This is a genomic window from Xenorhabdus sp. TH1, assembly GCF_037260955.1.
Taxonomy (GTDB): domain Bacteria; phylum Pseudomonadota; class Gammaproteobacteria; order Enterobacterales; family Enterobacteriaceae; genus Xenorhabdus; species Xenorhabdus griffiniae.
Genome location: NZ_CP147734.1, coordinates 664,770 through 690,157, shown reverse-complemented (window position 1 = coordinate 690,157; position 25,388 = coordinate 664,770). Strand labels below are relative to the sequence as shown.

At 43.1% G+C, this 25,388-nt stretch carries 20 protein-coding genes and 2 pseudogenes; 11 read left to right on the top strand and 11 right to left on the bottom strand.

Annotated features, from left to right (window positions below):
- Window positions 1-67: 67 nt before the first annotated feature.
- From uvrA to WDV74_RS03000, 3 genes are all read left to right on the top strand, one after another.
- The gene (gene uvrA, locus WDV74_RS03010; RefSeq protein WP_338884511.1) at window positions 68-2,899 is read left to right on the top strand and encodes an excinuclease ABC subunit UvrA; all 2,832 of its coding nucleotides are present in this window, start codon (window positions 68-70) and stop codon (window positions 2,897-2,899) included.
- 246 nt (window positions 2,900-3,145) lie between these two features.
- A complete protein-coding gene (locus WDV74_RS03005; RefSeq protein ID WP_338884509.1) occupies window positions 3,146-3,304 on the top strand; it encodes a DUF5993 family protein in 159 nt (52 codons plus the stop codon).
- A gap of 12 nt (window positions 3,305-3,316) precedes the next feature.
- A complete protein-coding gene (locus WDV74_RS03000; RefSeq protein ID WP_338884508.1) occupies window positions 3,317-3,883 on the top strand; it encodes a disulfide bond formation protein B in 567 nt (188 codons plus the stop codon).
- 186 nt (window positions 3,884-4,069) lie between these two features.
- On the opposite strand, the gene WDV74_RS02995 is transcribed toward WDV74_RS03000, so the two are convergent.
- The 3 genes from WDV74_RS02995 to dnaB all read right to left on the bottom strand — a co-directional run bounded on the left by WDV74_RS02995 (window position 4,070) and on the right by dnaB (window position 7,923).
- Window positions 4,070-5,263 (bottom strand): amino acid aminotransferase, encoded by a 1,194-nt coding sequence (locus tag WDV74_RS02995; RefSeq protein ID WP_338884506.1) that lies wholly within the window; start codon window positions 5,261-5,263, stop codon window positions 4,070-4,072.
- Between the two features lie 68 nt (window positions 5,264-5,331).
- On the bottom strand, window positions 5,332-6,411 hold the full coding sequence (alr, locus tag WDV74_RS02990) for an alanine racemase (protein WP_338884505.1): 1,080 nt from the start codon (window positions 6,409-6,411) through the stop codon (window positions 5,332-5,334).
- Between the two features lie 102 nt (window positions 6,412-6,513).
- Window positions 6,514-7,923: a replicative DNA helicase gene (gene dnaB, locus WDV74_RS02985; protein ID WP_338884504.1), complete on the bottom strand. Its 1,410-nt coding sequence runs from the start codon at window positions 7,921-7,923 to the stop codon at window positions 6,514-6,516.
- A 278-nt stretch (window positions 7,924-8,201) separates the two neighbouring features.
- Between dnaB and WDV74_RS02980 the strand changes: the two genes are divergently transcribed.
- Window positions 8,202-9,185, top strand: a complete 984-nt coding sequence (locus WDV74_RS02980; protein ID WP_338884503.1) for a quinone oxidoreductase — start codon at window positions 8,202-8,204, stop codon at window positions 9,183-9,185.
- Window positions 9,186-9,198: 13 nt separating this feature from the next.
- On the opposite strand, the gene dusA is transcribed toward WDV74_RS02980, so the two are convergent.
- The gene (gene dusA / locus WDV74_RS02975) at window positions 9,199-10,236 is read right to left on the bottom strand and encodes a tRNA dihydrouridine(20/20a) synthase DusA (protein WP_338884502.1); all 1,038 of its coding nucleotides are present in this window, start codon (window positions 10,234-10,236) and stop codon (window positions 9,199-9,201) included.
- Window positions 10,237-10,313: 77 nt separating this feature from the next.
- On the opposite strand from dusA, the pseudogene WDV74_RS02970 reads away from it, so the two are divergent.
- A pseudogene (locus WDV74_RS02970) lies at window positions 10,314-10,485 on the top strand (site-specific integrase); the annotation flags it as partial.
- A 15-nt stretch (window positions 10,486-10,500) separates the two neighbouring features.
- A complete protein-coding gene (locus WDV74_RS02965; RefSeq protein WP_338885523.1) occupies window positions 10,501-10,950 on the top strand; it encodes an MFS transporter in 450 nt (149 codons plus the stop codon).
- Between the two features lie 75 nt (window positions 10,951-11,025).
- On the opposite strand, the gene WDV74_RS02960 is transcribed toward WDV74_RS02965, so the two are convergent.
- A complete protein-coding gene (locus WDV74_RS02960; RefSeq protein WP_338884501.1) occupies window positions 11,026-12,174 on the bottom strand; it encodes a DUF1266 domain-containing protein in 1,149 nt (382 codons plus the stop codon).
- 420 nt (window positions 12,175-12,594) lie between these two features.
- Between WDV74_RS02960 and zur the strand changes: the two genes are divergently transcribed.
- Complete coding sequence (gene zur, locus WDV74_RS02955) at window positions 12,595-13,107, top strand: zinc uptake transcriptional repressor Zur (RefSeq protein WP_338884499.1); 513 nt, start codon at window positions 12,595-12,597, stop codon at window positions 13,105-13,107.
- Between the two features lie 145 nt (window positions 13,108-13,252).
- Here the strand turns inward: zur and lexA are convergent, their stop codons facing one another.
- The gene (lexA, locus tag WDV74_RS02950; RefSeq protein ID WP_338884497.1) at window positions 13,253-13,867 is read right to left on the bottom strand and encodes a transcriptional repressor LexA; all 615 of its coding nucleotides are present in this window, start codon (window positions 13,865-13,867) and stop codon (window positions 13,253-13,255) included.
- Window positions 13,868-13,987: 120 nt separating this feature from the next.
- Entirely contained in the window at window positions 13,988-14,359 is a 372-nt protein-coding gene (locus WDV74_RS02945) for a diacylglycerol kinase (protein ID WP_338884495.1), read from the bottom strand.
- A gap of 136 nt (window positions 14,360-14,495) precedes the next feature.
- Between WDV74_RS02945 and plsB the strand changes: the two genes are divergently transcribed.
- Window positions 14,496-16,964 (top strand): glycerol-3-phosphate 1-O-acyltransferase PlsB, encoded by a 2,469-nt coding sequence (plsB, locus tag WDV74_RS02940; protein WP_338884494.1) that lies wholly within the window; start codon window positions 14,496-14,498, stop codon window positions 16,962-16,964.
- Window positions 16,965-17,028: 64 nt separating this feature from the next.
- On the opposite strand, the gene ubiA is transcribed toward plsB, so the two are convergent.
- The 3 genes from ubiA to pgi all read right to left on the bottom strand — a co-directional run bounded on the left by ubiA (window position 17,029) and on the right by pgi (window position 20,346).
- Window positions 17,029-17,883, bottom strand: coding sequence for a 4-hydroxybenzoate octaprenyltransferase (gene ubiA, locus WDV74_RS02935; RefSeq protein WP_338884492.1), 855 nt, complete (start codon window positions 17,881-17,883; stop codon window positions 17,029-17,031).
- A gap of 47 nt (window positions 17,884-17,930) precedes the next feature.
- A complete protein-coding gene (ubiC, locus tag WDV74_RS02930) occupies window positions 17,931-18,437 on the bottom strand; it encodes a chorismate lyase (RefSeq protein ID WP_338884490.1) in 507 nt (168 codons plus the stop codon).
- A gap of 262 nt (window positions 18,438-18,699) precedes the next feature.
- The gene (gene pgi / locus WDV74_RS02925) at window positions 18,700-20,346 is read right to left on the bottom strand and encodes a glucose-6-phosphate isomerase (RefSeq protein ID WP_338884488.1); all 1,647 of its coding nucleotides are present in this window, start codon (window positions 20,344-20,346) and stop codon (window positions 18,700-18,702) included.
- A 276-nt stretch (window positions 20,347-20,622) separates the two neighbouring features.
- On the opposite strand from pgi, the gene lysC reads away from it, so the two are divergent.
- The 3 genes and pseudogenes from lysC to WDV74_RS02910 all read left to right on the top strand — a co-directional run bounded on the left by lysC (window position 20,623) and on the right by WDV74_RS02910 (window position 23,639).
- On the top strand, window positions 20,623-21,996 hold the full coding sequence (gene lysC / locus WDV74_RS02920) for a lysine-sensitive aspartokinase 3 (RefSeq protein ID WP_338884486.1): 1,374 nt from the start codon (window positions 20,623-20,625) through the stop codon (window positions 21,994-21,996).
- Between the two features lie 196 nt (window positions 21,997-22,192).
- Window positions 22,193-23,023, top strand: a complete 831-nt coding sequence (gene iclR, locus WDV74_RS02915) for a glyoxylate bypass operon transcriptional repressor IclR (RefSeq protein WP_338884485.1) — start codon at window positions 22,193-22,195, stop codon at window positions 23,021-23,023.
- Window positions 23,024-23,219: 196 nt separating this feature from the next.
- Window positions 23,220-23,639 (top strand): annotated as a pseudogene (locus WDV74_RS02910) (hypothetical protein).
- On the opposite strand, the gene aceK reads toward WDV74_RS02910, so the two are convergent.
- Window positions 23,546-25,348: a bifunctional isocitrate dehydrogenase kinase/phosphatase gene (gene aceK / locus WDV74_RS02905; RefSeq protein WP_338884483.1), complete on the bottom strand. Its 1,803-nt coding sequence runs from the start codon at window positions 25,346-25,348 to the stop codon at window positions 23,546-23,548. The pseudogene WDV74_RS02910 and the gene aceK overlap by 94 nt on opposite strands.
- Window positions 25,349-25,388 lie beyond the last annotated feature (40 nt).

Genomic DNA, 25,388 nt, shown 5'->3' with positions numbered 1-25,388 from the left:
CAGCAATGTTTGTGCAATAATAACGCGTTTATGAGTTTTGCTCTATCAATCATCTGGGAAGTGGTATATGGATAACATCGAAGTTCGGGGCGCCCGCACCCATAATCTTAAGAATATCAATTTAATAATTCCCCGTGACAAGCTGATAGTCATTACTGGGCTATCGGGTTCCGGTAAGTCATCTTTGGCTTTCGATACCCTGTATGCGGAAGGGCAACGTCGCTATGTTGAATCCCTCTCTGCATATGCACGCCAGTTTTTGTCACTGATGGAAAAACCGGATGTCGATCATATTGAGGGGCTATCCCCGGCCATTTCCATTGAGCAAAAGTCTACTTCCCATAACCCACGTTCTACGGTCGGCACGATAACTGAAATTCACGATTATCTCCGTCTGCTATTTGCGCGAGTGGGTGAACCACGTTGTCCTGAGCATGATATCACTCTGGCGGCACAAACAATCAGCCAGATGGTAGATAACGTCTTGGCTCTACCAGAAAACCAACGCCTGATGTTACTGGCTCCTGTCGTCAAAGAGCGTAAAGGTGAACATACCAAGCTGCTGGATAATCTCGCTGCACAAGGCTATATTCGCGCCCGTATTGATGGTGAAGTGTGTGACCTTTCCGATCCACCAAAACTCGAATTACAGAAAAAACATACCATTGAAGTCGTCATCGACCGCTTTAAAGTGCGTGCTGATCTCGCCCAGCGATTAGCGGAATCATTCGAAACTGCATTAGAACTTTCCGGTGGTACTGCCGTCATTGCCAATATGGAGGATACACAGGCCGAAGAACTGATCTTCTCCGCCAATTTTGCTTGTCCAATCTGTGGCTATAGTATGAGCGAGTTAGAACCTCGCTTGTTTTCCTTCAACAATCCCGCAGGGGCTTGCCCTACTTGTGATGGATTAGGGGTTCAGCAATTTTTTGATCCCGAACGCGTTGTCCAAAATGAAGGTATCTCCCTTGCCGGAGGTGCGATCCGTGGTTGGGATCGCCGTAACTTCTATTACTTTCAGATGCTAAGATCACTGGCAGAACACTACAAATTCGATATCGAAACACCGTTTAATCAGTTAAGCCCAACCATTCAGAAAGTAGTTTTATACGGCTCAGGTAAAGAATCCATCGAATTTAAATACACCAATGATCGTGGTGATGTGACTGTTCGCCACCATCCGTTCGAAGGTGTGCTGCACAATATGGAACGCCGCTATAAAGAGACGGAATCCACCGCCGTACGGGAAGAGTTAGCAAAATATATCAGCAATCGATCTTGCGTTTCCTGCGATGGAACGCGACTGCGTAAGGAGGCGCGTTATGTCTTTATCGAAGATACTACGCTGCCACAAATTTCGGATTTCAGCATCGGTCATGCGATGGCGTTTTTCCAAAATATCAAGCTGAGTGGACAACGCGCCCAAATTGCCGAAAAAGTCCTGAAAGAGATCCGTGATCGCCTGAAATTCTTGGTTAATGTTGGATTAAATTACCTGACGCTCTCCCGTTCAGCAGAAACGCTTTCCGGTGGGGAAGCCCAGCGTATCCGTTTGGCGAGCCAGATTGGTGCAGGACTCGTCGGTGTGATGTATGTATTGGATGAACCTTCCATTGGCCTGCATCAGAGGGATAATGAGCGTTTGCTGGAAACCTTACTGCACCTGCGCAATTTGGGTAACACGGTTATCGTTGTCGAACATGACGAAGATGCCATCCGTGCGGCTGACCATATTATTGACATTGGACCGGGCGCAGGTGTACATGGCGGCGAGATTGTTGCCGAAGGAACGATTACCGCTATCATGGAAAGCCCAAAATCACTCACAGGAAAATTCCTCAGTGGTGAGCGTCAAATTGCTATTCCAGAGCAGCGCGTGTCTGTTAATCCAGATAAGATGCTGAAATTGATTGGCGCAAAAGGCAATAACCTGAAAAAGGTGACATTAAATCTCCCCGTCGGCCTGTTCACTTGTATCACAGGTGTTTCTGGTTCCGGTAAATCAACGTTGATCAACGATACGTTATTTCCTATTGCACAGCGTCAGTTAAATGGAGCAACAAATATTAGTCCTGCCCCTTATATTGATATCCAGGGTCTTGAGCATTTTGATAAGGTAATCGATATCGACCAAAGCCCGATTGGCAGAACCCCACGTTCAAATCCTGCCACTTATACGGGTATATTTACGCCTGTCAGAGAGTTATTCTCAGGCGTTCCTGAATCCCGTACCCGTGGCTATACACCGGGGCGTTTCAGTTTCAACGTTAAAGGCGGACGTTGTGAAGCCTGTCAAGGTGATGGCGTAATTAAAGTTGAGATGCATTTCTTACCTGATGTTTATGTGCCTTGCGATCAATGTAAGGGTAAGCGTTACAATCGAGAAACGCTGGAAATCAAATATAAGGGCAAGAATATTAATGAAGTGCTGAATATGACCATCGAAGAGGCTCGTGAGTTTTTTGACGCAGTTCCTGCGCTTTCCCGTAAGTTGCAAACTTTGATAGATGTCGGCCTTTCCTATATTCGCCTGGGGCAATCCGCAACGACACTTTCTGGCGGGGAAGCGCAGCGGGTAAAACTGGCGCGGGAATTGTCTAAACGGGGTACAGGCCAGACACTATATATCCTTGATGAACCAACAACCGGCCTGCATTTTGCGGATATTCAGCAACTATTATCCGTTCTGCATCAATTGCGAGATCAAGGAAATACTATTGTCGTCATCGAACATAATCTGGATGTGATCAAAACGGCTGACTGGATTGTCGATCTTGGCCCTGAAGGTGGTAGCGGCGGTGGTGAAATATTGGTTTCAGGAACACCCGAAGAAGTCATTCAATGTGAAAAATCTCACACTGCTCGTTTTTTGAAGCCAATACTTGAGCGAGATTAATTTTAAAAAAACTATTTATAATCCTCCTCACATCGTGGGGAGTTTTTTATTTATTTTATAGACAATTATTTATCAAATTCAATTTACTACGGACAGTTAAGCCTTTTCTTACAGTCAATTCAGGTGAAACAACCTTTCGTGAATTAGTATTGTATTGTTGATCTAATACTATTAATACTCACATCACCGAAGTATTAGTGCCATAATGGCATAACATATTCTTTAAATTTATAATGGAGATTAAACATGTATATGTTTTTACCATTCTTAATTGCGCTAATTATCATCGTCACAGTTGTTACCGATAAGAAAAAGCTCACATATACCCTGTGGTTTGCTTTATTCGTTATCACGGTATTTTGGTTTAAATATCATGCAACTGATGCATTGAACCTTTCTTTCTAATCGGAGGCAATAATGAATAATACAATGTCAGCTCCGCGTAATGCTAACCTTGCAATGGCCTTAAATATTCTGGGTCTGTTCGGTATTAGTGTGGTTTTGATAATCGCGTTTTATTATCAATTAGCCCGCTTTGAACTTCCCTGCCCATTATGTTTATTGCAGCGAGCAGGCATTATCATGATTGGTTTTGGCTTTTTGTTTAATATTTATTTTGGCATAAAAAATGCCCATTATAGTCTTTCACTGCTCGGCTGCATTATAACTGGTTTCATTGCCATGCGGCAGGTTTCTCTTCATATCATGCCGGGCGATACGGGATATGGTTCAACTTTCTTCGGCCTGCATTTTTATACCTGGGCTGCCATTCTATCTATTCTGACTATTATTGCCATCGCCGCTATCATGCCCCTGAAAACAGACAATGTTGATTCAACAAGATACACACCTCCAACTTCAGGCAAAATTGTCATGGGCTTGTTCGCATTTCTGATTGCAGCCAATCTAGTTTCTACCCTATTAGAGTGTGGTGGTGGACAATGTGATGACAACCCAACGTTCTATCAGTTATTGCAAAAGTAATCTTTATTTATATTGAAACTATTAAAACAGAAGGCTGCATAATTCCAGCAACCTTCTGTTTTTTTAAGCCGGTTTTTTCACCAACAAATCACTAATTTTCTTGGCGTGATTAGATATCACACCACGCCGTCTACAGATGTAGACAAGCATGGCTATTTGGTCAACACTCGCAAACAATAAAAATCATTAACTCACCGCCGCAAACGCTTCTGCAATGCGTTGCACGTTATGATGATTCACGCCAGCCATACAAACGCGGCCAGAACCGACCAGATAGACGCCAAATTCTTCACGTAATCTATCCACTTGTGTCTGACTGAATCCGGTATAACTGAACATTCCACGCTGTTGCAGTAAATGGTCAAAGTTTTTTTCTGGTAGTGCTTGTTGCAGGGCATTGACCAATACTGTCCGCATTTCCAGAATACGCAAACGCATCCGTTCAACTTCGTCCAACCACTGGTTTTTTAATTCAGGATTACTCAATACTCTGGCTACAATCTGCGCACCAAAATTTGGTGGGCTGGAGTAAATACGGCGCACCGTCGCTTTCAATTGTCCCAAGACATGTTCAGCCGCTTTTACATCGTCACAGATAACTGATAATCCACCAACACGCTCACCATACAATGAGAAAATTTTCGAAAATGAATTGCTGACCAGGCAAGGCAACCCCGCATTGGCCATTGCGCGGATAGCGTAAGCATCTTCTTCCATACCATCGGCAAACCCCTGATAAGCGATATCAAGGAAAGGCAGCAATCCCCGCTCTTTAGTCACCTGAACCACCTGATCCCATTGGTCATTGGTAAGATCGGAACCTGTTGGGTTATGGCAACAAGGATGCATCAAAATAATACTTTTTGCCGGCAATTGCTTGAATGTTGCCAGCATTTCGTCAAACTTTACCCCTTTGGTTTTATCATCAAAATAAGGGTAATAGTTCACTTTGATGCCTGCTCCGGCAAAAATAGTGGCATGGTTTTCCCACGTCGGATCACTGCACCATACTTCAGAATCAGGAAAATAACGATGTAAAAAATCAGCCCCTACTTTTAATGCGCCTGAACCACCCAATGTTTGGATCGTAGCAATACGTTGTTGGTTTAATAGTGGGTGATCTTTGCCAAACAGTAATGCCTGAATTGCTGTGCGATAGGCAAACAAACCTTCCATTGGCAGGTAAAGGGAAGCAGACTGTGGCAAGGCGTTTATTTGTTTTTCAGCAGTTGCAACAGCCTGTAATTTTGGCGTTATACCCTCTTCATCGTAATACAGCCCGATGCTCAGATTTATTTTTTCTGCGCGGGGATCATTTTTGAACTCTTCCATTAACGACAGGATAGGATCGCCCGCATACGCATCAACATTCTGGAACATTACGTTATACTCCCTGCTATTGAATTATTTATTAAAAGTGCAATAACAGACAATATAACTTACCCGGATTATTCGTCTAGATATTCCATCGCAACACGTGAAGTCAGTTTCGTAATTAGCTCATAAACGCTGATCCCCGAATGCGCTGCAATTTTTTCAACTGGCAGGGCATTCCCCCAAAGGATAACTTCATCTCCAACTTTATCCTGGCATGTTGGTCCCAGATCCACAGTAATCATATCCATAGATACACGGCCAACAAGTGGCACTTCCCGACCATTAATAAATACTGGCGTACCGGCAGGTGCACTGCGGGGATAGCCATCACCATATCCCATTGCCACAACGCCAAGATAGGTGTCCTGTTCACTGCTCCACGTACCACCATATCCTACTGCTTCACCCGCTTTGTGTTTACGAACGGCGATTAAGCTGGATTTGAGTGTCATGGCAGGGAGTAAATTAAAATCGGCAGCAGTCTTATCTGCCATCGGCGAAGCACCATACATCATGATGCCGGGACGAACCCAGTCCAAATGCGCCTTTGGCCATAATAAGATCCCCCCTGATGCAGAAATAGATTTTTCGCCAGATTTATCCACGATAAATGCCATAAAACGCTCCATTTGTTGCTGGGTCGTTTCAACTGTGGGTTCATCTGCACGGCTAAAATGGCTGATGATATTAACGGGTTGCTCAACATGACGACAGCGGCTGAGACGTTGATAAAATGCGTCTGCTTCATCGATCCGGACTCCCAGACGATGCATACCTGTATCGAGTTTCATCCACACTTTAATGGGATGGGATAAATCCGCCTGTTCCAATGCCTCAAGCTGTTCAATGCTATGCACTACGGTTTCAATATGATTGACGACTAAAACGGGGAGATCTGCCGCTTCAAAAAAACCTTCTAATAGCAAGATTGGCTTGGCGATCCCACCACTGCGCAAGGCCAGCGCTTCCCCAATGCGAGCAACACCGAAGCAATCAGCATCTTCCATTGTGTAAGCAGTTTCTAATAAACCATGTCCATAGGCGTTTGCTTTCACAACTGCAATTAACTTACTGTCAGGCGCTTGTACTCTCACCTGTTGCAGATTGTGTCGCAGAGCGCGGCGGTCGATAACAGCAGTTGCCGCTTTCATTCCATCCCCTTTTTATCATTTTTCAGTCAGGTTTGATAATAACAGCCTATCTTCGATATTGATTATTGACGCTATTTGAACACGAACGATAGGCACTTGGATTTATTCGTCACTGTAACTTGGTCCAGCATAATTATCGAACCGTGACCATTGGCCATTAAATGTCAGCCTTACCGTGCCGATAGGGCCGTTACGCTGTTTACCAAGAATAATTTCTGCCACACCTTTCAGTTCACTGTTATCGTGATAAACCTCGTCACGATAGATAAACATGATCAAGTCAGCATCCTGTTCGATAGAGCCTGATTCACGCAGATCGGAGTTAACCGGACGCTTATCGGCTCGCTGTTCCAAGCTACGGTTAAGTTGGGAGAGTGCGACGACCGGCACTTGAAGTTCTTTTGCCAATGCTTTTAATGAGCGGGATATTTCCGCAATTTCCAGTGTTCGGTTGTCAGATAGAGAAGGTACTCGCATCAATTGCAGGTAGTCGATCATAATCAAACTGAGCCCACCGTGTTCGCGGAAAATGCGTCTCGCACGGGAACGTACTTCTGTTGGCGTCAAACCAGATGAGTCATCGATATACATATTGCGTTTTTCCAGCAAGATCCCCATCGTACTGGAAATGCGTGCCCAATCCTCATCATCAAGTTGACCGGTACGAATACGTGTTTGGTCTACGCGGGACAGAGACGCTAGCATACGCATCATGATCTGGTTGCCGGGCATCTCAAGGCTGAAAATCAAAACAGGTTTATCCTGCATCATGGCCGCGTTTTCACACAAGTTCATCGCAAAAGTCGTTTTACCCATTGAAGGACGCGCCGCCACGATGATTAAATCTGACTTTTGCAATCCTGCGGTTTTCTTATCCAGATCTTGATAGCCGGTAGAAACGCCTGTTACACCATCATGCGGGCGCTGATAGAGCTGTTCAATTCGTTCAACAGTTTCTTCTAGGATCTGTTCAATGCCTTTTGGACCTCCATCTTTATTTGCCCGATTTTCTGCGATCTGGAATACTCGTGATTCAGCCAAATCCAACAGTTCTTCGCTGGTTCGCCCTTGCGGATCATAGCCTGCATCGGCAATTTCATTGGCTACCGCAATCATCTCGCGTACTACTGCACGTTCGCGGACAATATCGGCATAAGCATTGATGTTCGCCGCGCTTGGGGTATTTTTCGACAATTCAGCAAGATAGGCAAACCCTCCGACATTATCGAGTTCACCATTCTGTTCAAGAGATTCCGCTAATGTGATCAGGTCGATAGGTTTGCCCGTTTCGAGCAAACGCTGCATTTCAGCAAAAATACGCCTGTGTGGTCGGCTAAAAAAGTCATTGCTAGTAACCCGTTCGGATACACTATCCCAACGTTCATTATCCAGCATCAAACCGCCTAACACGGATTGCTCTGCTTCCAAAGAGTGTGGTGGAAGTTTCAGCCCTTCCACTTGGCGATCTTTTGGTTCAGCCATACTGTTGTTAGTTGGTTTTTTTCCAGCCATGTATACCGCATCAATCCACGAAACAAAAAACGAAATAGGGTATCAGTATACGCCATGAAAACAGCCTTGAGTAATTATATATATACCGATCTAATTTCAAGATGCGTGTGATTTCTCCCCGCGAAGAAATCAGGTTTCATATCGTGCTGTCAATTGCAACTTGAAGTTTAATGCGTATAGTCTGTAATGATTTCAAATACATTAACGTTATTTGCAGCTATTTCATTGCAAACATGCGAAGCTGTTCCCAGTATTTCTAATATAATGAGAGCGTTACCATGGCAAAACACATCGAATTATCCGCTACTGGCGGCCCAGAAGTACTCCGATATTGTGAATTTATACCCGCTGACCTTGCTCCCGATGAAGTACAAGTCGAAAACAAAGCTATCGGCATTAATTATATTGATACCTACATGCGCAGTGGGTTATATCCACCAGCCAGCCTGCCCTGTGGCCTGGGAACGGAAGCCGCAGGCATTGTTACTAAAGTTGGTTCCAATGTGACATCAATTAAAGTCGGTGATCGTGTGGTTTATGCTCAGTCAACTTTAGGTGCTTACAGTGAAATACACAACGTTCCTGAAAGCAAAGTCGCGCTGTTGCCGGATGAGATCTCGTTCGAACAAGCGGCTGCGTCATTTTTAAAAGGGCTGACGGTTTACTATCTGTTCAATTTGACTCATAAGCTCCAGACAGGCGAAACAATTCTATTTCATGCTGCCGCTGGTGGTGTTGGTTTGATTGCCTGCCAATGGGCAAAAGCATTGGGTGCGAAATTGATTGGCACAGTAGGTTCAGACGAAAAAGCGGCACTCGCCAAGGCAGCAGGGGCATGGCAAACCATCAACTATCGTCGCGAAAATATTGCAGAACGTGTCTTGGCTATTACTGGCGGGGAAAAAGTCGGTGTCGTATACGATTCTGTCGGCAAAGAGACTTGGCTGGATTCGCTGGATTGCCTGAAACGACAAGGTTTGATGGTCAGTTTCGGTAACGCTTCAGGCCCCGTAACCGGCGTGAATTTGGGTATCCTCAATCAGAAAGGTTCACTGTTTCTCACCCGCCCTTCCCTTAATGGCTATATCACTACTCGCGAAGAGTTAGCTGAAGCCAGCAAGACATTATTTGCTTTAATTGCCAGCGGCAAAATTAATGTGGATGTACCAGAAAACCAGAAATTTCCACTGAGAGAAGCAGTAAGAGCACACCAGACGCTGGAAAACCGTGCAACCCACGGTTCCAGCTTATTGATTCCATAATTTCTGAACGGATTTACATCCGCTCTGTCACCATTTCCAACGCTTTTTCAACAACCATAATATCAGCGCCCGACTTATGGGCGTTTTCACTTAAATGACGACGCCACTGACGTGCCCCAGGGATCCCCTGGAAAATGCCTAGAATATGGCGGGTGATATGCCCTAAATAAGTGCCTTTAGACAGCTCTTGTTCGATATAAGGATAAAGCGCTTTAACGGCCTCAACCGTATTGGTCACTGGAACTGTTTGATCAAACAATTCACGATCCACATGTGCCAGAATGGATGGGTTTTGGTAGGCTTCTCGTCCAACCATTACGCCATCCATATACTGCAAATGCTGTTTGGCTTCTTCCAGCGATTTAATGCCACCATTAATTGAAAGCGTCAGGTAGGGGAAATCTTGTTTCAATTGATAGACTCGCGGATAGTCCAAAGGCGGAATTTCGCGGTTTTCTTTCGGGCTTAAACCCGACAGCCATGCTTTACGTGCATGGATAATAAAATTATCGCAATCGCTGTTTTTCACAACAATATCAATAAAATCACACAAAAACTCGTAGCTATCCTGTTCATCAATTCCAATGCGGGTTTTAACCGTAACAGGAATATCCACGACATCCTGCATTGCCTTAATACAATCAGCAACTAGCGCGGATTCTCCCATCAGGCAAGCCCCAAAACGACCATTCTGCACACGATCAGAAGGACAACCCACATTCAGATTGATCTCATCGTAACCTCTTTCCTGTGCGATCCTGGCACACTGCGCTAATGCCTGTGGATCACTCCCCCCCAATTGCAGTGCTACTGGATGTTCTTGCTCGTTATAGGCCAGATAATCCCCTTTACCATGAATAATCGCTCCCGTTGTAACCATTTCCGTGTAAAGCAATGCTTCCTTGCTTAATAAACGATGAAAGTAACGGCAATGGCGATCTGTCCAGTCTAACATGGGCGCAACGGAAAAGCGGGAAGGTTTGAATCTTCTCGCATCCGTTGATATTACAGTGAATTTATTAGGTTTTTGTATCTGTATATTTTCGTGCATTTCAGGTTATTTTTGAATTATCAGCACCCCAAGCAGAACCCCATTAATTTGGGGACCTGAAAAGGAGAGTATTAAAGATGGTCTACTATAGCATAGAAAAACGCCCGCGCGCAGACGGCACTGCCCGCTATCGTTGCACTATTGGTGTTAAGTCTGGTGGTAAATATATCTATAGAGAGAACCGTATATTCGGAAGACAGTCCCACGCCAAGACACGGGGGCACTGAGCTAGAACAAAACGGAGTTCCCGCGCCAGAAGGTGTAATCGGTTTATTTGGGCTAGCAGGGATTGCAGGTGCTCTAATAGCAACCAATGTTGGCCATTATGTTGATAAAGGTCAGGCAAAATCGGTAACGAAAGTCGGTTTAACTCTCTTATTATTTTCTTGGTTACCTATGGCATATGTACAATACTCTATCTATGGGTTAATTGTTGGGATTATTTTATTAGATCTCGCTGTTCAAGGATTGAATGTTATTAACCAAAGTACAATCTATAAAATATTGCCAGAAGCGCAAAACCGATTAACATCAGCTTATATGACAAGTTGTTGTTCAGGTACGGCATTAGGTTCTATTATTTCTATTTATACTTATAAATCTCATGGTTGGTTTGGTGTTGTTATTTCCGGCTTAATTATTTTCATAATAAATTTGGCAATATGGTTTTATATGCATAAACATGAAACCAAAGAATTTCATTATTCAAAATAGAGGGCAAGTGATAGTATAGTAGCTCTTTTTAGAGAGCTACTATGTAATGCAATAAGAAATTATTCCCGTTGGTTATTAGTGCAAAACGCGAATTTCAGTATGACTACTATCTTCATCCATTATCTCATCATAAAGTGAATCTTCCATTTGATCCTTCAACATGGAATTGACCACATCAGCAAAACCCTCTTTCATATATTGTTCCATAAAGATACCTTTCGGGTTTGGCCAAGGTAATTGAGCTATCGGCCAGTCACAATATTCCTTGTAAAACAAAAACGCTTTTAGGCGTCCTTTCACTGTGTCAAAATCTCGACTCCAATAGGCATTACCTAACCGATAATTCGTATAGAATTCATCGAAGCTGCCAAAAATTTCATAAATATAATCGGCTGTTTTTAATATATTTTTCCACGCCGTTTCTTCACTAATATAGCCCGCCGCAAAACAATTTCGGCTCAAAACAATCGCTCGCCAGAGATCAAATCCCCAAAGTAAAGCGGGTGGGCGTCCATTAATTGAGCGAGAACATTGCTGTATATATTCCTCTGGCTCTTCAATTAAACTGCCAAGTATCTTAAACATTTCTCCATCGGTAAAAACTGCATCAACCGCAAAACGCTCTGAGTGCATTCCTGCCCATAAATCATGCAATACTTTCCAATAATCTTTTTCATCAAGTATTCCCCAATTTGTATAGACTTGGGACTGATGAGGTTCTGCATCAGATAAGGGCAAGATACGGTATTGGTAATTATCGCGAGAAACTCGGCTTTTTAAAGGGTAATGTTCTAATGTTTCTGTCCAAAAACCCTCGTAATAAGAGTTAACGATATCCAAACGCAATGCCTGACGTTTTTCTTCCGGTAAAACAGAATATTTTGCCTGTAAGTAATAACGTTTTTGTTCGGTAATAGGGAGATTTTTGACGCGTTGGAAACTATATGTGGAGAGATATATACCAAGTAAGCTCAAGCCAATCATGCTAGCCCAAAGTATATATTCCTTTGAAGGTACGTTATTAGAAGCAAAGATCAGGATCGTTACTCCAACCGAGAATACAACCAGAAAAAAGGTCGCAATCCAAAGAACACTTAAACCCACGATCTGAATAGGTCTGAGAAATACCACGCCTTTTCTTTCCTTGAGGATATTTTTGATTATCCTAAAACCATTAACAGGAAATCTTCTATTATTCGGGTGGTTTTGTAATAATTCTTTCATTTTTAATCCATTAAGTAAGATGTATTTAGAATATTTTTAATGTTTAAATCTTTTTCCTTCCTAAGTGGAACTACTAGAATAAACAGCTTTTTCATTAATCATTGTTGACCATCTCTAATATTAGTAATGTAAAATACTATTTTTAGTGTTAATAATAAAGAAGACTATATTTAAACAGAATATAATTTTAATTTCCAATATAATTATCTAAATAAGTTTCCTTCGTTATTTGACCCATTTTATTGTTCTTATCCACGGATTAATTTTATTTTCAAGTATCTCATCATGACAAGTTAACCCCTTTTCTTCACAGGCATATTGCACATCAGAAGAGAACTGAACATCATATCGATCCCACTCTCAGGTTAAAAAACATGATAACATTAAAGTCATTAGCATCGTGTAGGTGTGAGAGGTGTAATGAAAACTATCAATCAAAAAAAGTTACTGGCACAGGCTGAAACAATATGCCTGTCAAGAGGGGTTCGTTTGACGCCTCAACGCCTTGAAATTCTTCGTTTAATCACTGAACAACCTGGCGCAATAAGCGCTTATGATTTGCTGGATTTATTACGTGAAGTTGAGCCACAAGCTAAGCCTCCAACAGTTTATCGTGGATTGGAGTTTCTGCTGGAACAAGGTTTTATTCACAAAATAGAATCCACAAACAGCTATGTACTTTGCCATCATTTTGAAGAGCCCAGTCACACTTCGGCAATGTTTATTTGTGAATTTTGTGGTTTAGTAACCGAAAAGGATGCAAAGGATATAGCATCAGCTATTCAGCAGTTGGCACAAGGTACAGGATTTCATTTGCGAAATAGTGTGATAGAAGTTCATGGTATGTGTTCCTCCTGCCATGAAATTGAATCCTGCACGGAGCGCGATACATGCCAGCACAATCATTCGGCTGAAGAAAATAGAAAGAAATAAAAAACGCTTGAAGATAAATTGAACAATGAGGCGGTCATAACTGATATAATCATATATTTTTCAAGCTCCTGTTAAACTTAAGTTTAACGGGTTCTGGGAAAAATGACCGCCCCAGGATGGCAAACTGCAATTATCGCCTTTACAATCAGAACCAGTCCCCATTACGAATAATGCCGACTGCCAATCCTTCAACAGTGAAATTTTGCTCACTTAAATCAACAACAATAGGCTTAAATTCCGGATTCTCAGCAATCAGTTCAATCTTGCTTCCTGTTTGTTTGAAGCGTTTTACTGTGACTTCATCTTCAATACGCGCCACAATAACTTGCCCATTATGAACATCCTGTGTTTTATGTACAGCCAGTAAATCTCCATCCATAATCCCAATGTCTTTCATGGACATCCCACTGACACGTAATAAAAAATCAGCGCTTGGTTTGAATAATTCAGGATCAACCTTATAGTGACTTTCGATGTGTTCCTGAGCCAGCAGTGGTTCCCCGGCAGCAACACGACCGATCAACGGCAATCCTGCCCCTTCATTTTCTTCAAGCAGCAAACGGATACCTCTGGATGCACCAGATATAATCTCTATCACCCCTTTACGCGCAAGTGCCTTTAAATGCTCTTCTGCTGCGTTAGGTGAACGAAAACCAAGCTGCGCTGCAATTTCAGCACGTGTTGGTGGCATACCCGTTTGCGAAATATGGTCACGCACCAAGTCATAGACTTGCTGCTGCCTGGCAGTTAACGCTTTCATTTCGCCCCCTGTTTGTTTATACAGTCAGACTGTGAGTATATACAGGTAAAGCCGAATTGGGAACCAGTCGGCATGTAAAAGCAACTAAATAACGTATTTGATGAAAAAACACGCTACTTCTCAGCCCATAAAATGTGACCAAAAGATCATTCCCCAAATAAATAACGCCAAAAGTAGGGTGAGCAATACCGCCGCAGATCCCATATCTTTCGCTCGACCTGATAATTCATGATATTCACTACCAATGCGATCCACGACGGCTTCTATGGCACTATTGAGAATTTCAACAATGACCACCAGCATAATAGAGCCAATCAGGAAGAGTCTCTCAAGTAAGCTAAAATCTAAAGAAAATGCTATGATGATCGCAAGTATGGCAGCAATTACTTCCTGCCGAAATGCCGCTTCATTTTGCCATGCAGCCTTAATTCCTTTCACCGAATACCCAGCAGCTTTAATGATACGACTTAAACCTGTTGATTGATTTGCCATAAAATTTCTTTAAATGAACTCAATGATGATATGGATATATAACTTTTCGCTCTTATTATTGTCTTATTTCCACAGATCTCAAAATCTGTTTCTGGTATCCTTGCGATGCGTTGCTAACAAGAGGCTTAAAGCAGTTATGTCAGGTTGGCGTAAAATATATTATAAGTTATTGAATTTACCACTAAAATTATTAGTAAAAAGTAAATTAATCCCTACGGATCCTATTGCGGAGCTGCGTCTTGATACGACTCGGCCTATTTTGTATATACTGCCGTATCACTCAAAAACAGACTTATTGACTCTGCGTCAACAATGTCTGGCGCAAGATTTACCAGATCCTTTGGATCCTTTGGAAATTAGTGATATACAGCTTCCCAGTTGTGTTTTTATCGATAACGGTCCACGTGTGTTCCGTTGTTATGCTCCAAAACATGAATCTGTGAAAATTTTTCACTCTTATCTGGACTTACATCACAATAATCCTGATCTAGATATCCAGATGGTGCCCGTTTCCGTCATGTTTGGCCGCTCCCCAGGACGCGAAGGGCAAGAAGGACATACAACCCCACAATTACGTTTGCTAAACGGTGTACAAAAATTATTTGCCATCTTATGGCTTGGACGGGATAGTTTTGTCCGTTTCTCCACACCGGTGTCTTTACGCCGTATGGCTGACGAGCATGGTGCAGATAATATCATCGCCAATAAACTCGCCCGTGTGGCTCGGATGCACTATTCTCGCCAGCGTCTTGCGGCAGTTGGGCCGCGTTTGCCTGCCAGGCAGGATCTGTTCAACAAGTTGCTGACATCAAAAGCAATAGAAAAAGCGATTGCTGATGAAGCCCGTAGTAAGAAAATCTCTCCCGAAAAAGCAAAGCAGAACGCCATCAATATGTTGGAAGAGATTGCCGCGGATTTCTCCTATGAAACCGTACGCTTGACCGATCGGGTTTTAAGCTGGACCTGGAACCGTTTGTATCAAGGCATCAATGTTCATAACGCCGAACGGGTTCGCAAGTTGGCGCAGGATGGCCATGAACTGGTTTATGTTCCATGCCATCGCAGCCATATGGACTACCTTTTGCTCTCTTATGTGCTCTATCACCAAGGGCTGGTTCCACCTCATATTGCTGCGGGCATTAACCTGAATTTCTGGCCTGCCGGCCCGATATTCCGTCGTCTCGGTGCATTCTTTATCCGCCGTACATTTAAAGGTAATAAGCTCTATTCAACCCTCTTTCGTGAATATCTCGGCGAGTTGTTTACCCGTGGTTATTCAGTTGAATACTTTGTCGAAGGAGGACGCTCCCGGACTGGTCGTTTGCTTGATCCCAAAACTGGAACGCTCTCCATGACCTTGCAAGCCATGCTGCGAGGGGAATCTCGTCCCATCACGATTGTGCCGATCTATATCGGTTATGAGCATGTGATGGAAGTGGCAACGTATGCCAAAGAGCTGCGCGGTGCAACCAAGGAAAAAGAGAGCTTTTTCCAGATGGTGCGCGGGTTGCGTAAATTACGTAATCTGGGACAAGGTTACGTGAATTTTGGTGAACCTATCCCGTTGACACAATACCTGAATCAACATGTCCCAGAGTGGCGTGATTCCATTGATCCAATCGAATCGCAACGTCCAACATGGCTGACGCCAACAGTCAGTAAACTGGCTAACAATATTATGGTCAATATCAATAATGCTGCCGCTGCCAATGCTATTAATTTATGCACTACGGCATTATTGTCATCACGCCAGCGAGCACTGACCCGTGAACAGCTTATTGAGCAGTTGGATTGCTATCTGCAATTACTGCGTAATGTGCCTTACACTGACAATATCACGGTGCCAAACCAAACCGCAGAAGAGTTGCTAGATCACGCTCTTATGATGGATAAGTTTGAGGTCGAGAAAGATAGTCTGGGAGATATTATTATCCTGCCACGTGAAAGCGCGGTATTGATGACTTATTATCGTAATAATATCCAGCACTTATTGATCCTACCATCCCTGATTACCAGTATTATTATGCATCACCGCCGCATTAGTCGCAGTGAATTGCTCAGACAAGTAGCGCTGATTTATCCGCTGATCAAGCAGGAACTTTTCATGCGTTACAGCAAGGAAACGCTCCCGGAGGTTGTCAATACCTTGATTGATGAGCTGGCACGCCAATGCCTTGTCTGCAACAAAGAGCAAGGAATGCTGGTGCTAAATCCTGCGCGTATTCGCCCGCTGCAATTGCTGGCAGCCGGCATCAGGGAAACGCTGCAACGTTATGCCATTACGCTCTCTTTGTTGAATGCCACACCTGAAATCAGCCGTGGTGTACTGGAAAAAGAGAGCCGGATGCTGGCACAACGTCTGTCAGTGCTGCATGGCATCAATGCGCCGGAGTTCTTTGACAAGGCCGTTTTTGTTTCCTCGGTCAATACGTTACGTGAAGAAGGTTATATTCAAGACAGCGGCGATATGATTACCACCAGTGCCCAGGAACTCTATCATGTATTGAGTGAGCTGATGTCACCTGAAATTCGTTTGACGATTGAAAGTGTCAGTATGCCACCAGAACAAAATGAACCTTTACAGGTAACACAAGATCAGCAATAACGACACCACGCTGGTCAGAAGATAACGGGTGGTAATCCGCCCGTTATCTAAACGCTACACCCTATTAGACATAGCTAAAAAAGATGCCGAGGAACAGAACTAAACCAACGTAGTTATTGTTCATAAAAGCGTGAAAACAGGCAGACCTTTCCCGATTTGTGATCAATTTTTGCTGATAAATGAATAATGCTGTTACCAGCAATACCGTCCAATAATAGATCCCGCCCAGATTCACCATCCCGCCAACGAAGACCAAAATGCCCAGCATGATGAATTGCAGAATGCCAATGATCAGTTTATCAAAGCGTCCGAAAAGTACGGCGGTCGATTTCACGCCGATTTTCAGGTCATCGTCACGATCAACCATGGCATACTGCGTATCGTAAATTACAGACCAAATGATATTAGCTAAAAATAACAGCCAGCATTCCAAGGGTAAGGATTCACTAACTGCGGCAAAGGCCATCGGAATTGACCAGCCGTAAGCCGCACCTAACACAACTTGTGGCAAGTGACTAACACGCTTGACAAAAGGGTAAACACACGCCAATGCCAGACCAACGACCGACAATGCAATCGTCATTTTATTCAGTGTCAAAACCAGTGCGAAAGAAATGAGTACCAGTGTGGCAAACAAGATTTTGCTTTCTTTTTCGGTAATAGCGCCACTAGGGAGAGGACGAGATTTTGTCCGTTCTACATACCCATCAAATTTTCTGTCTGCGAAGTCATTAATGCAACATCCCGCCGCACGCATAAAAAACACACCAAGAGTAAATACTAATCCTATGTGCCAATCTGGTATGCCTTTTGCGGCGATCCACAATGCCCAATAGGTTGGCCATAATAGTAATAATGCGCCAATAGGTTTATCAATACGCATTAAACGGCAATAAGCACGCCATTTATCTCGCGTCATACTGACCTTCAATCTATTTCTCCCCTTCAGTTCTGTTGATCTTAATTCTATTTATATACAGGTGAATTCGGTAAAAAAGTCTCTGTGAGCAACAGCGGTTTGCCTGACAGCCTCAATAAGGAACGGCGTACCCAATGATCCCCCTGCTGGCCTATTTGAATATAATCCCGTGTTAGATTATTACCACTAAAAAGATAACGTCCAAGTGGCACAGTTCCGATATCAACCAATTTCTTATCTGGGCCTGTGAGTGTTTCCACTGGAATAATAGTACGTCCTAAAAGCCACGGGATGTTATCCCCATACAAGACCGTTTCACGCAACCAGTATTTTTCACTTACAGGTAAGTGCTCACTTTCACTACTTAACGCTTCCGGAGTGATAAAGCCCTCCCGGAAAGGCATCACCGATACATTCTGACAATGTTGTTCAAAACGACGTGTCATTGAGCCGGCTTCCATCAGCCAATCGAAAACAGATTCAGGAATATAGTCAGTCTTATCTGACGATAACCAGTGAATGGAGGGTGAAGTTAATATTGTGTCATCTACCATGTTATTTTCCCATTGCGGGGAATAGCCATTTCCCCGACAGCACAACGATGGGGAGTGAGGATATCATGTTGCAAACCAATAAAATTAAAAGTTGATAACAAATTATGTAATTCACAAAAAAACTCACCTTAATAACCGTTATTAAGGTGAGAAGAGATTTACCAATCTAACTTCTCCCCGCTTCGCGGGGAGAAATCAGGTTTCATCGTGTTGTAAATTGCAACTTGAAATTTAATGCGTATAGATAATACGGCAGTTCAGATTAACGCCATGTTTTGAATTGGTTAATCAGCCCATTTGTAGAGCTGTCATGGCTAGTTACAGCTTCTGCATCGTGCAGCTCAGGCAAAATACGGTTCGCCAATTGTTTGCCCAATTCTACGCCCCATTGGTCAAATGAGAAGATATTCAGAATGGCACCTTGAACAAAGATCTTATGTTCATACATAGCAATCAATGCGCCCAAACTGAATGGGGTAATTTCACGTAATAAAATAGAGTTGGTCGGACGGTTACCTTCAAACACTTTGAATGGCACAACATTTGCCACGTCTTCAGCATTTTTTCCTGCTTGCGCAAATTCAGCTTCCACCTGAGCCTGTGTTTTACCAAATGCCAATGCTTCAGTTTGTGCAAAGAAGTTAGAGAGCAGTTTACTGTGGTGATCACTCACTGGATTATGGCTGATTGCTGGCGCAATAAAATCACACGGGATCAATTTAGTTCCCTGGTGGATAAGCTGATAGAACGCATGTTGACCATTAGTGCCAGGCTCGCCCCAGATAATCGGCCCTGTCTGGTAATTCACCGGATTGCCATTACGATCGACATACTTACCATTTGATTCCATATTGCCTTGTTGGAAATAGGCAGCAAAACGGTGCAAGTATTGATCGTAAGGCAGAATCGCTTCAGTTTCCGCACCAAAGAAATTGTTGTACCAGATGCCGATCAGTGCCAGCAAAACAGGAATGTTCTGCTCGAAGGCCGTTTGCTCAAAGTGTTTATCCATGGCATGGGCGCCACTTAGCAGCTGTTCGAAATTTTCATAACCAATGGAAAGCGCAATAGATAAACCAATTGCAGACCAAAGCGAATAGCGTCCCCCTACCCAATCCCAGAACTCAAACATGTTTTGGGGATCGATGCCGAATTTTCTCACTTCTTGTTCATTGGTGGATAATGCCGCAAAATGTTTCGCAATATACGTTTCATCAACAGCACTTTGCAGGAACCAATGGCGGGCAGAATGTGCATTGGTCATCGTTTCTTGCGTGGTAAACGTCTTGGAGGCAACCAAAAATAAAGTGGTTTCTGGATCTAAGTTTTTTAGTGTTTCGACAATGTGGGTTCCATCAACATTGGAAACAAAATGCATATTCAGGTGATTTTTATACGCTTTCAGTGCTTCAGTCACCATATAAGGACCAAGATCAGAGCCACCAATGCCAATATTGACGACATCTGTAATAGCTTTGCCTGTATAGCCTTTCCACTCGCCACTAATGATGCGCTCACTGAATGATTTCATTTTCGCCAACACCGCATTGACTTGCGGCATCACATCTTCGCCATCCACCATAATCGGAGTATTACTACGGTTACGTAGGGCAATATGCAGCACCGCACGATCTTCAGTACGATTGATTTTCTCACCAGAGAACATGCTGCGAATTGCGCTGGCTAAATCGGTTTCTTGCGCCAATGCTTGTAATTTCTCCAGTGTTTCCGCGGTGATACGGTTTTTAGCGTAATCCACCAGAATCTGCTGATCAAACGTCGCAGAAAATGTCGTAAATCGTTTTTTATCCTGTTCAAACAGATCCCGCAAATGCACATTTTTCATTTGCTCAAAATGCTGCTGCAATGCTTTCCAGGCTTCGGTCTGGCTAGGGTTGATGCTTTTCATGAATAATGCTCTCTATCAACTGTCAATAACAATAGGAATGCACAGATTGTAACGGTTTAATTCTGTGATTAATCTCCTTTTCCTTGTAATCACTGATATTGGTCAAAATAGCCCATGATTTCCAGTCTTAATTGTTGAGATAGGCAAAAACGATAATTGCTTTTCCATCATGAAAATTATTTATGCTTCATCATCAAATATTGACTCCATACGCCTAACCCGATATTTCTAAAAGCCTACTCTCTGAACTATCCTCCGAACAAAAGGTTATCATTCATGTGTGCTGTTTCATCTCCTAACTCACAGTATGTAGTAGCAAAATTTGGTGGTACTAGTGTGGCAGACTTTGATGCCATGAATCATTGCGCCGACATTATCTTGGCGGACACCAATATCCGTGTGATCGTTCTGTCAGCTTCCGCTGGCGTAACCAATTTGCTGGTTGCATTAGCCGCTGGCTGCGAGAGTGACAAACGGGAGAACTACCTGAAACAGATCCGTGACATTCAATACGCCATTATTGACCGATTGAATGACGCTGGTGTGATCCGTGAGGAAATAAATCGTCTGCTGGAAAATATTGAAATGCTGTCAGAAGCAGCATCGCTTGCTACTTCAGAAGCATTGATAGATGAATTGGTTAGCCACGGTGAAGTTATGTCCACCTTATTGTTTGTAGAGTTGCTGCGTCAACGCAATATGGATGCCGAATGGTTTGATATCCGGCGGATCATGCGAACCAATGATAACTTTGGGCAGGCAGAGCCAGATATACTCCAGCTCCATACTTTGGCAATGGAATCTCTTCATCCTCGCCTGAACGATACCATCGTCATTACTCAAGGGTTTATTGGCAGAGAAGAAAAAGGGCGTACAACTACGCTGGGGCGAGGTGGCAGTGATTATACCGCCGCCTTACTGGGTGAAGCGCTTGGTTTACAGCGTGTTGATATCTGGACAGATGTTCCAGGCATCTACACTACCGATCCCCGTATTGTTCCTACAGCTAAACGCATCAATAAAATTGCCTTTGATGAAGCGGCAGAAATGGCAACATTTGGTGCCAAAATCCTCCATCCTGCTACTCTGCTACCCGCTGTTCGCTGTGGCATTCCGGTATTTGTCGGCTCCAGCAAAGATCCACAAGCAGGCGGTACGGTGGTTTGTGATAAAACAGAAAATCCTCCGCTGTTTCGTGCATTGGCCTTGCGCCGTAAACAAACTTTACTGACATTACATAGCCTGAAAATGCTACATGCCAGGGGCTTTTTGGCTGAAGTTTTTACCTTACTGTCACGCCATAATATTTCGGTAGATTTGATTACTACATCAGAAGTCAGCATCGCCCTGACGCTGGATACCAAAGGTTCCACCAGCACTAATGGCAACCTGCTAACCAATGCATTGTTAACTGAACTTTCTAAATTGTGCCGTGTGGAAGTCGAAGAAGATATGGCATTAGTGGCGATTATCGGTAATGAACTTTCACAGGCAAAAGGATTGGGAAAAGGAATTTTTGGTGTGTTGGAGCCATTTAATATTCGCATGATTAGCTGTGGTGCAAGCAGCCATAATGTCTGTCTGCTTGTTCCTGGTAACGATGCGGAACAGGTCATTCAGACATTGCATCAGAGTTTGTTTGAAGGCTGAAAAAATAAAGTCAAATATCTTGCCAGAAAACCCGCATAAAAAGCGGGTTTTTTGATCTTGCAAAGAAAAAACCACAACACATCGGATGTGTTTTTCCCCTCGTTATCATCCATAATAAGAAAACGAAAATAAATTCCATTTTGTGTCCATCGCAGCTATCGTTGCTGCAAGCAGACGATTATTCAGAGGGAATCTTATGAGCACAGCCATTGCCAGCAAACGCACAAAAAAAACGAAAACGATGACAAACAGTGCCGCTGCAAGCGGTCAGGTTCAATCTTTAAGTCGAGGGCTAACACTTTTGGAATATATTTCCGATTCATCTATTGGTGTCGCCCTGACTGATCTGGCGATACAAGCTGGTTTGCCCAACTCCACTACCCACCGCCTTTTAACCACCTTGCAACAGCATGGTTTTGTTCGCCAGATAGGTGATCTAGGATTGTGGGTGATCGCTTCCCATGCTTTTGTCGTTGGCAGTAGTTTTCTACAAAGCCGTAATCTGATGGTGCTGGTTCACCCGATATTGCGTCAGTTAATGGAAGATTCCGGTGAAACCGTCAACCTTGCCATCCTTAATCTGGATGAATATGAAGCCGTGATTGTCGATCAAGTGCAATGTAACGCGCTGATGAGAATGTCCGCCCCCATTGGTGGTAAACTACCAATGCACGCTTCCGGTGCTGGAAAAGCCCTGCTGTCTACCCTATCTGAACAAAAACGCCTCCAATTGCTGCATAAAAAAGGGATGCACGCTTATACCCAACATACCTGTACCACCGCCGCAGCATTAACAGAAAATCTCGAGCAGATCCGCAAACAAGGTTTTTCATTTGATGATGAAGAACATGCATTAGGATTACGCTGTATTGCTGCCTGTATCTATGATGAGCATCATGAGGCTTTTGCCGCTATTTCCATCTCCGGCCCAGTATCACGCATTTCTGATGATCGAGTGACTGAGCTTGGCGCTCTTGTTATGCGGGCTGCAAAAGCAATTAGCCGAGAATATGGTGGAATTAAGTAATTTTAGACTGGCAAGCTAAATCGTGACTGTGCTGTCGTTGTCCATTATCAATGCCCACAAGCTACTGTAATGCCGGAATTGCACATATTGCATTACTTTTAATCAACGGGAGAAACGGCTTTGGAAAACAACCGCAGAAAATATCCTGACCGATAGCCCTGTCATTGTTATCAATGAAATTGAACATGCTATTCCTTTGGCGAGGGCATTGGTTGCCGGTAGAATTCGTACTCTGGAAGTGACATTAGGAACTGAATGTGCACTGGAAACCATTCGTTTTATCGCCAAAGAAGTGCCTCAAGCTATTATCAGTGCAGGCTCTGTCATTAATCCTGAATAATTGTCTGCCGCGGTGTTCAATTTGCCATTAGCCCAGGATTGACTGATGAACTGTTAAAAGCCGCAAATACAGACTCAATCCCTCTGCCACACTGTTTCTGAATTAATGCTGGGGATGAGTTATGGCCTGAACTGTTTTAAATTCTTCCCAGAAGAAAAGGATGGCGGTGTTAAGGCATTACGCTATTCTTTATCATGTAATAATTCATTATCTTTATATGTGGACATGGTAATACCACTGATGATACGTTTTATTTGGTTGATTTCAGTACGCTGACTGAACCGCTGTCTACGGCGATAAGCAAAAACATCTTCTATATATCCTTTTTTAATCCGCTCTTGCAAAGTCCGCCAATAATCTGCCTTAAATAGATCACTGTGACTTTCTTCAAAATAACACCGAATACGTTTGTCAGTGCATAAAAAATGCCGAAACTCTTCTGGAAAAACATCGTTAGCAGCAACGCTATACCAAGGTTCACTCGCCAATTCATCTTCAGGATAACGTGGTGGAGGAATATCCCGAAAGTTCACTTCGGTCATGTAACAAATTTCATCATAATCGTAGAAAATCACCCTCCCATGACGTGTCACACCAAAGTTTTTAAACAACATATCACCAGGGAAAATATTTGCAGCAGCCAGTTGTTTAATGGCGTTTCCGTATTCTTCAATCACATCCTTTAATTGCACCTCATTGATCTGTTCCATATAAATATTTAACGGTATCATTTTACGTTCCATATAAAGATGCTTTATCAAAAGTTTATCTCCAAAATCTTCTAACTTTTCGGGTATCTCTTTTTGCAATTCATCCATTAACTCAGGACTAATATGGCGTTTATCAATCACAAAGTTTTCGAATTCCTGAGTATCTGCCATTCTTCCAACACGATCATGCTCTTTTACCAGTCGATAGCACTCCTGAACACGTTCTTGAGAAACCTCTTTCTGTGGTGCAAATTTGTCTTTAATCACTTTAAATACACGATCAAATGACGGGAAAGTGAAAACCAGCATGACCATGCCCTTCACACCTGGTGCAATTGTAAACTGTTCCTGAGTGGCATTAAGGAATGTCAGGTATTCACGGTAGTATTCTGTTTTACCGTGTTTCTGACAGCCTATCGCCATGTATAGCTCTGCCGTGGATTTCGTAGGAAGAATTTCACGCAACCACTCAACTAACGCTGCGGGCAAGGGCGCGTAAACCATAAAATAGGAACGGGCAAAACCAAAAACAATGCTGGCATCATCGTAATTGGTCAGACAGGTATCGACAAAAATTCCCCCCGATTCATTGTGATGAATCGGTAACAAAAAGGGATACACAATCGCCCCCATTCTAATTTTTCCTACTAACCAGGCTGCCTTATTACGGTAAAATAGTTCATTAGCAATTTGGAATGTGGAGTGTAATAAATCACATTGGGAGAATGTATTCTGTAAATATTGCGTGATATAACCAATATCTCGATCTAAATCCTCCCATTTAAGGCGTAATGGCAAATCATTTAAAATGGTTCGCAGCATTGATGCAAGATCCCCATCAGGGAAAAAATCCCGTGATAATGGGCGAGAAATATGGCGAAAACGGGAAGAAGGTTGAGAAGAAAAGATATAGAGGTTTTCTGGTTTCAAGTTACGATGTTTGAAAAATCGACAGTAAACTGAATTAAAAAAACTTTCTGCAATTTCAAAACGCGGATAATCAGGCAGTAAACAGGTATAAACCGCTTTAACTTCGGCAATGTAATCTTCATCATATTGTAACGGAGTGTGAATGCGTTTCAATTGCTCCACCACCAATCCAACATGATGATCATACAAGTTAATCCGCTTTTTCATCGCCTGTTGTACAGCCGGCCAGTCAGCCTGTTCAAAACGTTGCTGCGCCCCAGAAGTGACTTCCAGAAACCGACCATATTGCGCATCAAATCCCTGTAAAATGGTTTGTGCAATTAAATGTGCGAGATCTATTTCCATATTTAGCCACCTTTACCCGACACGTAAAGGGGTATCCCTT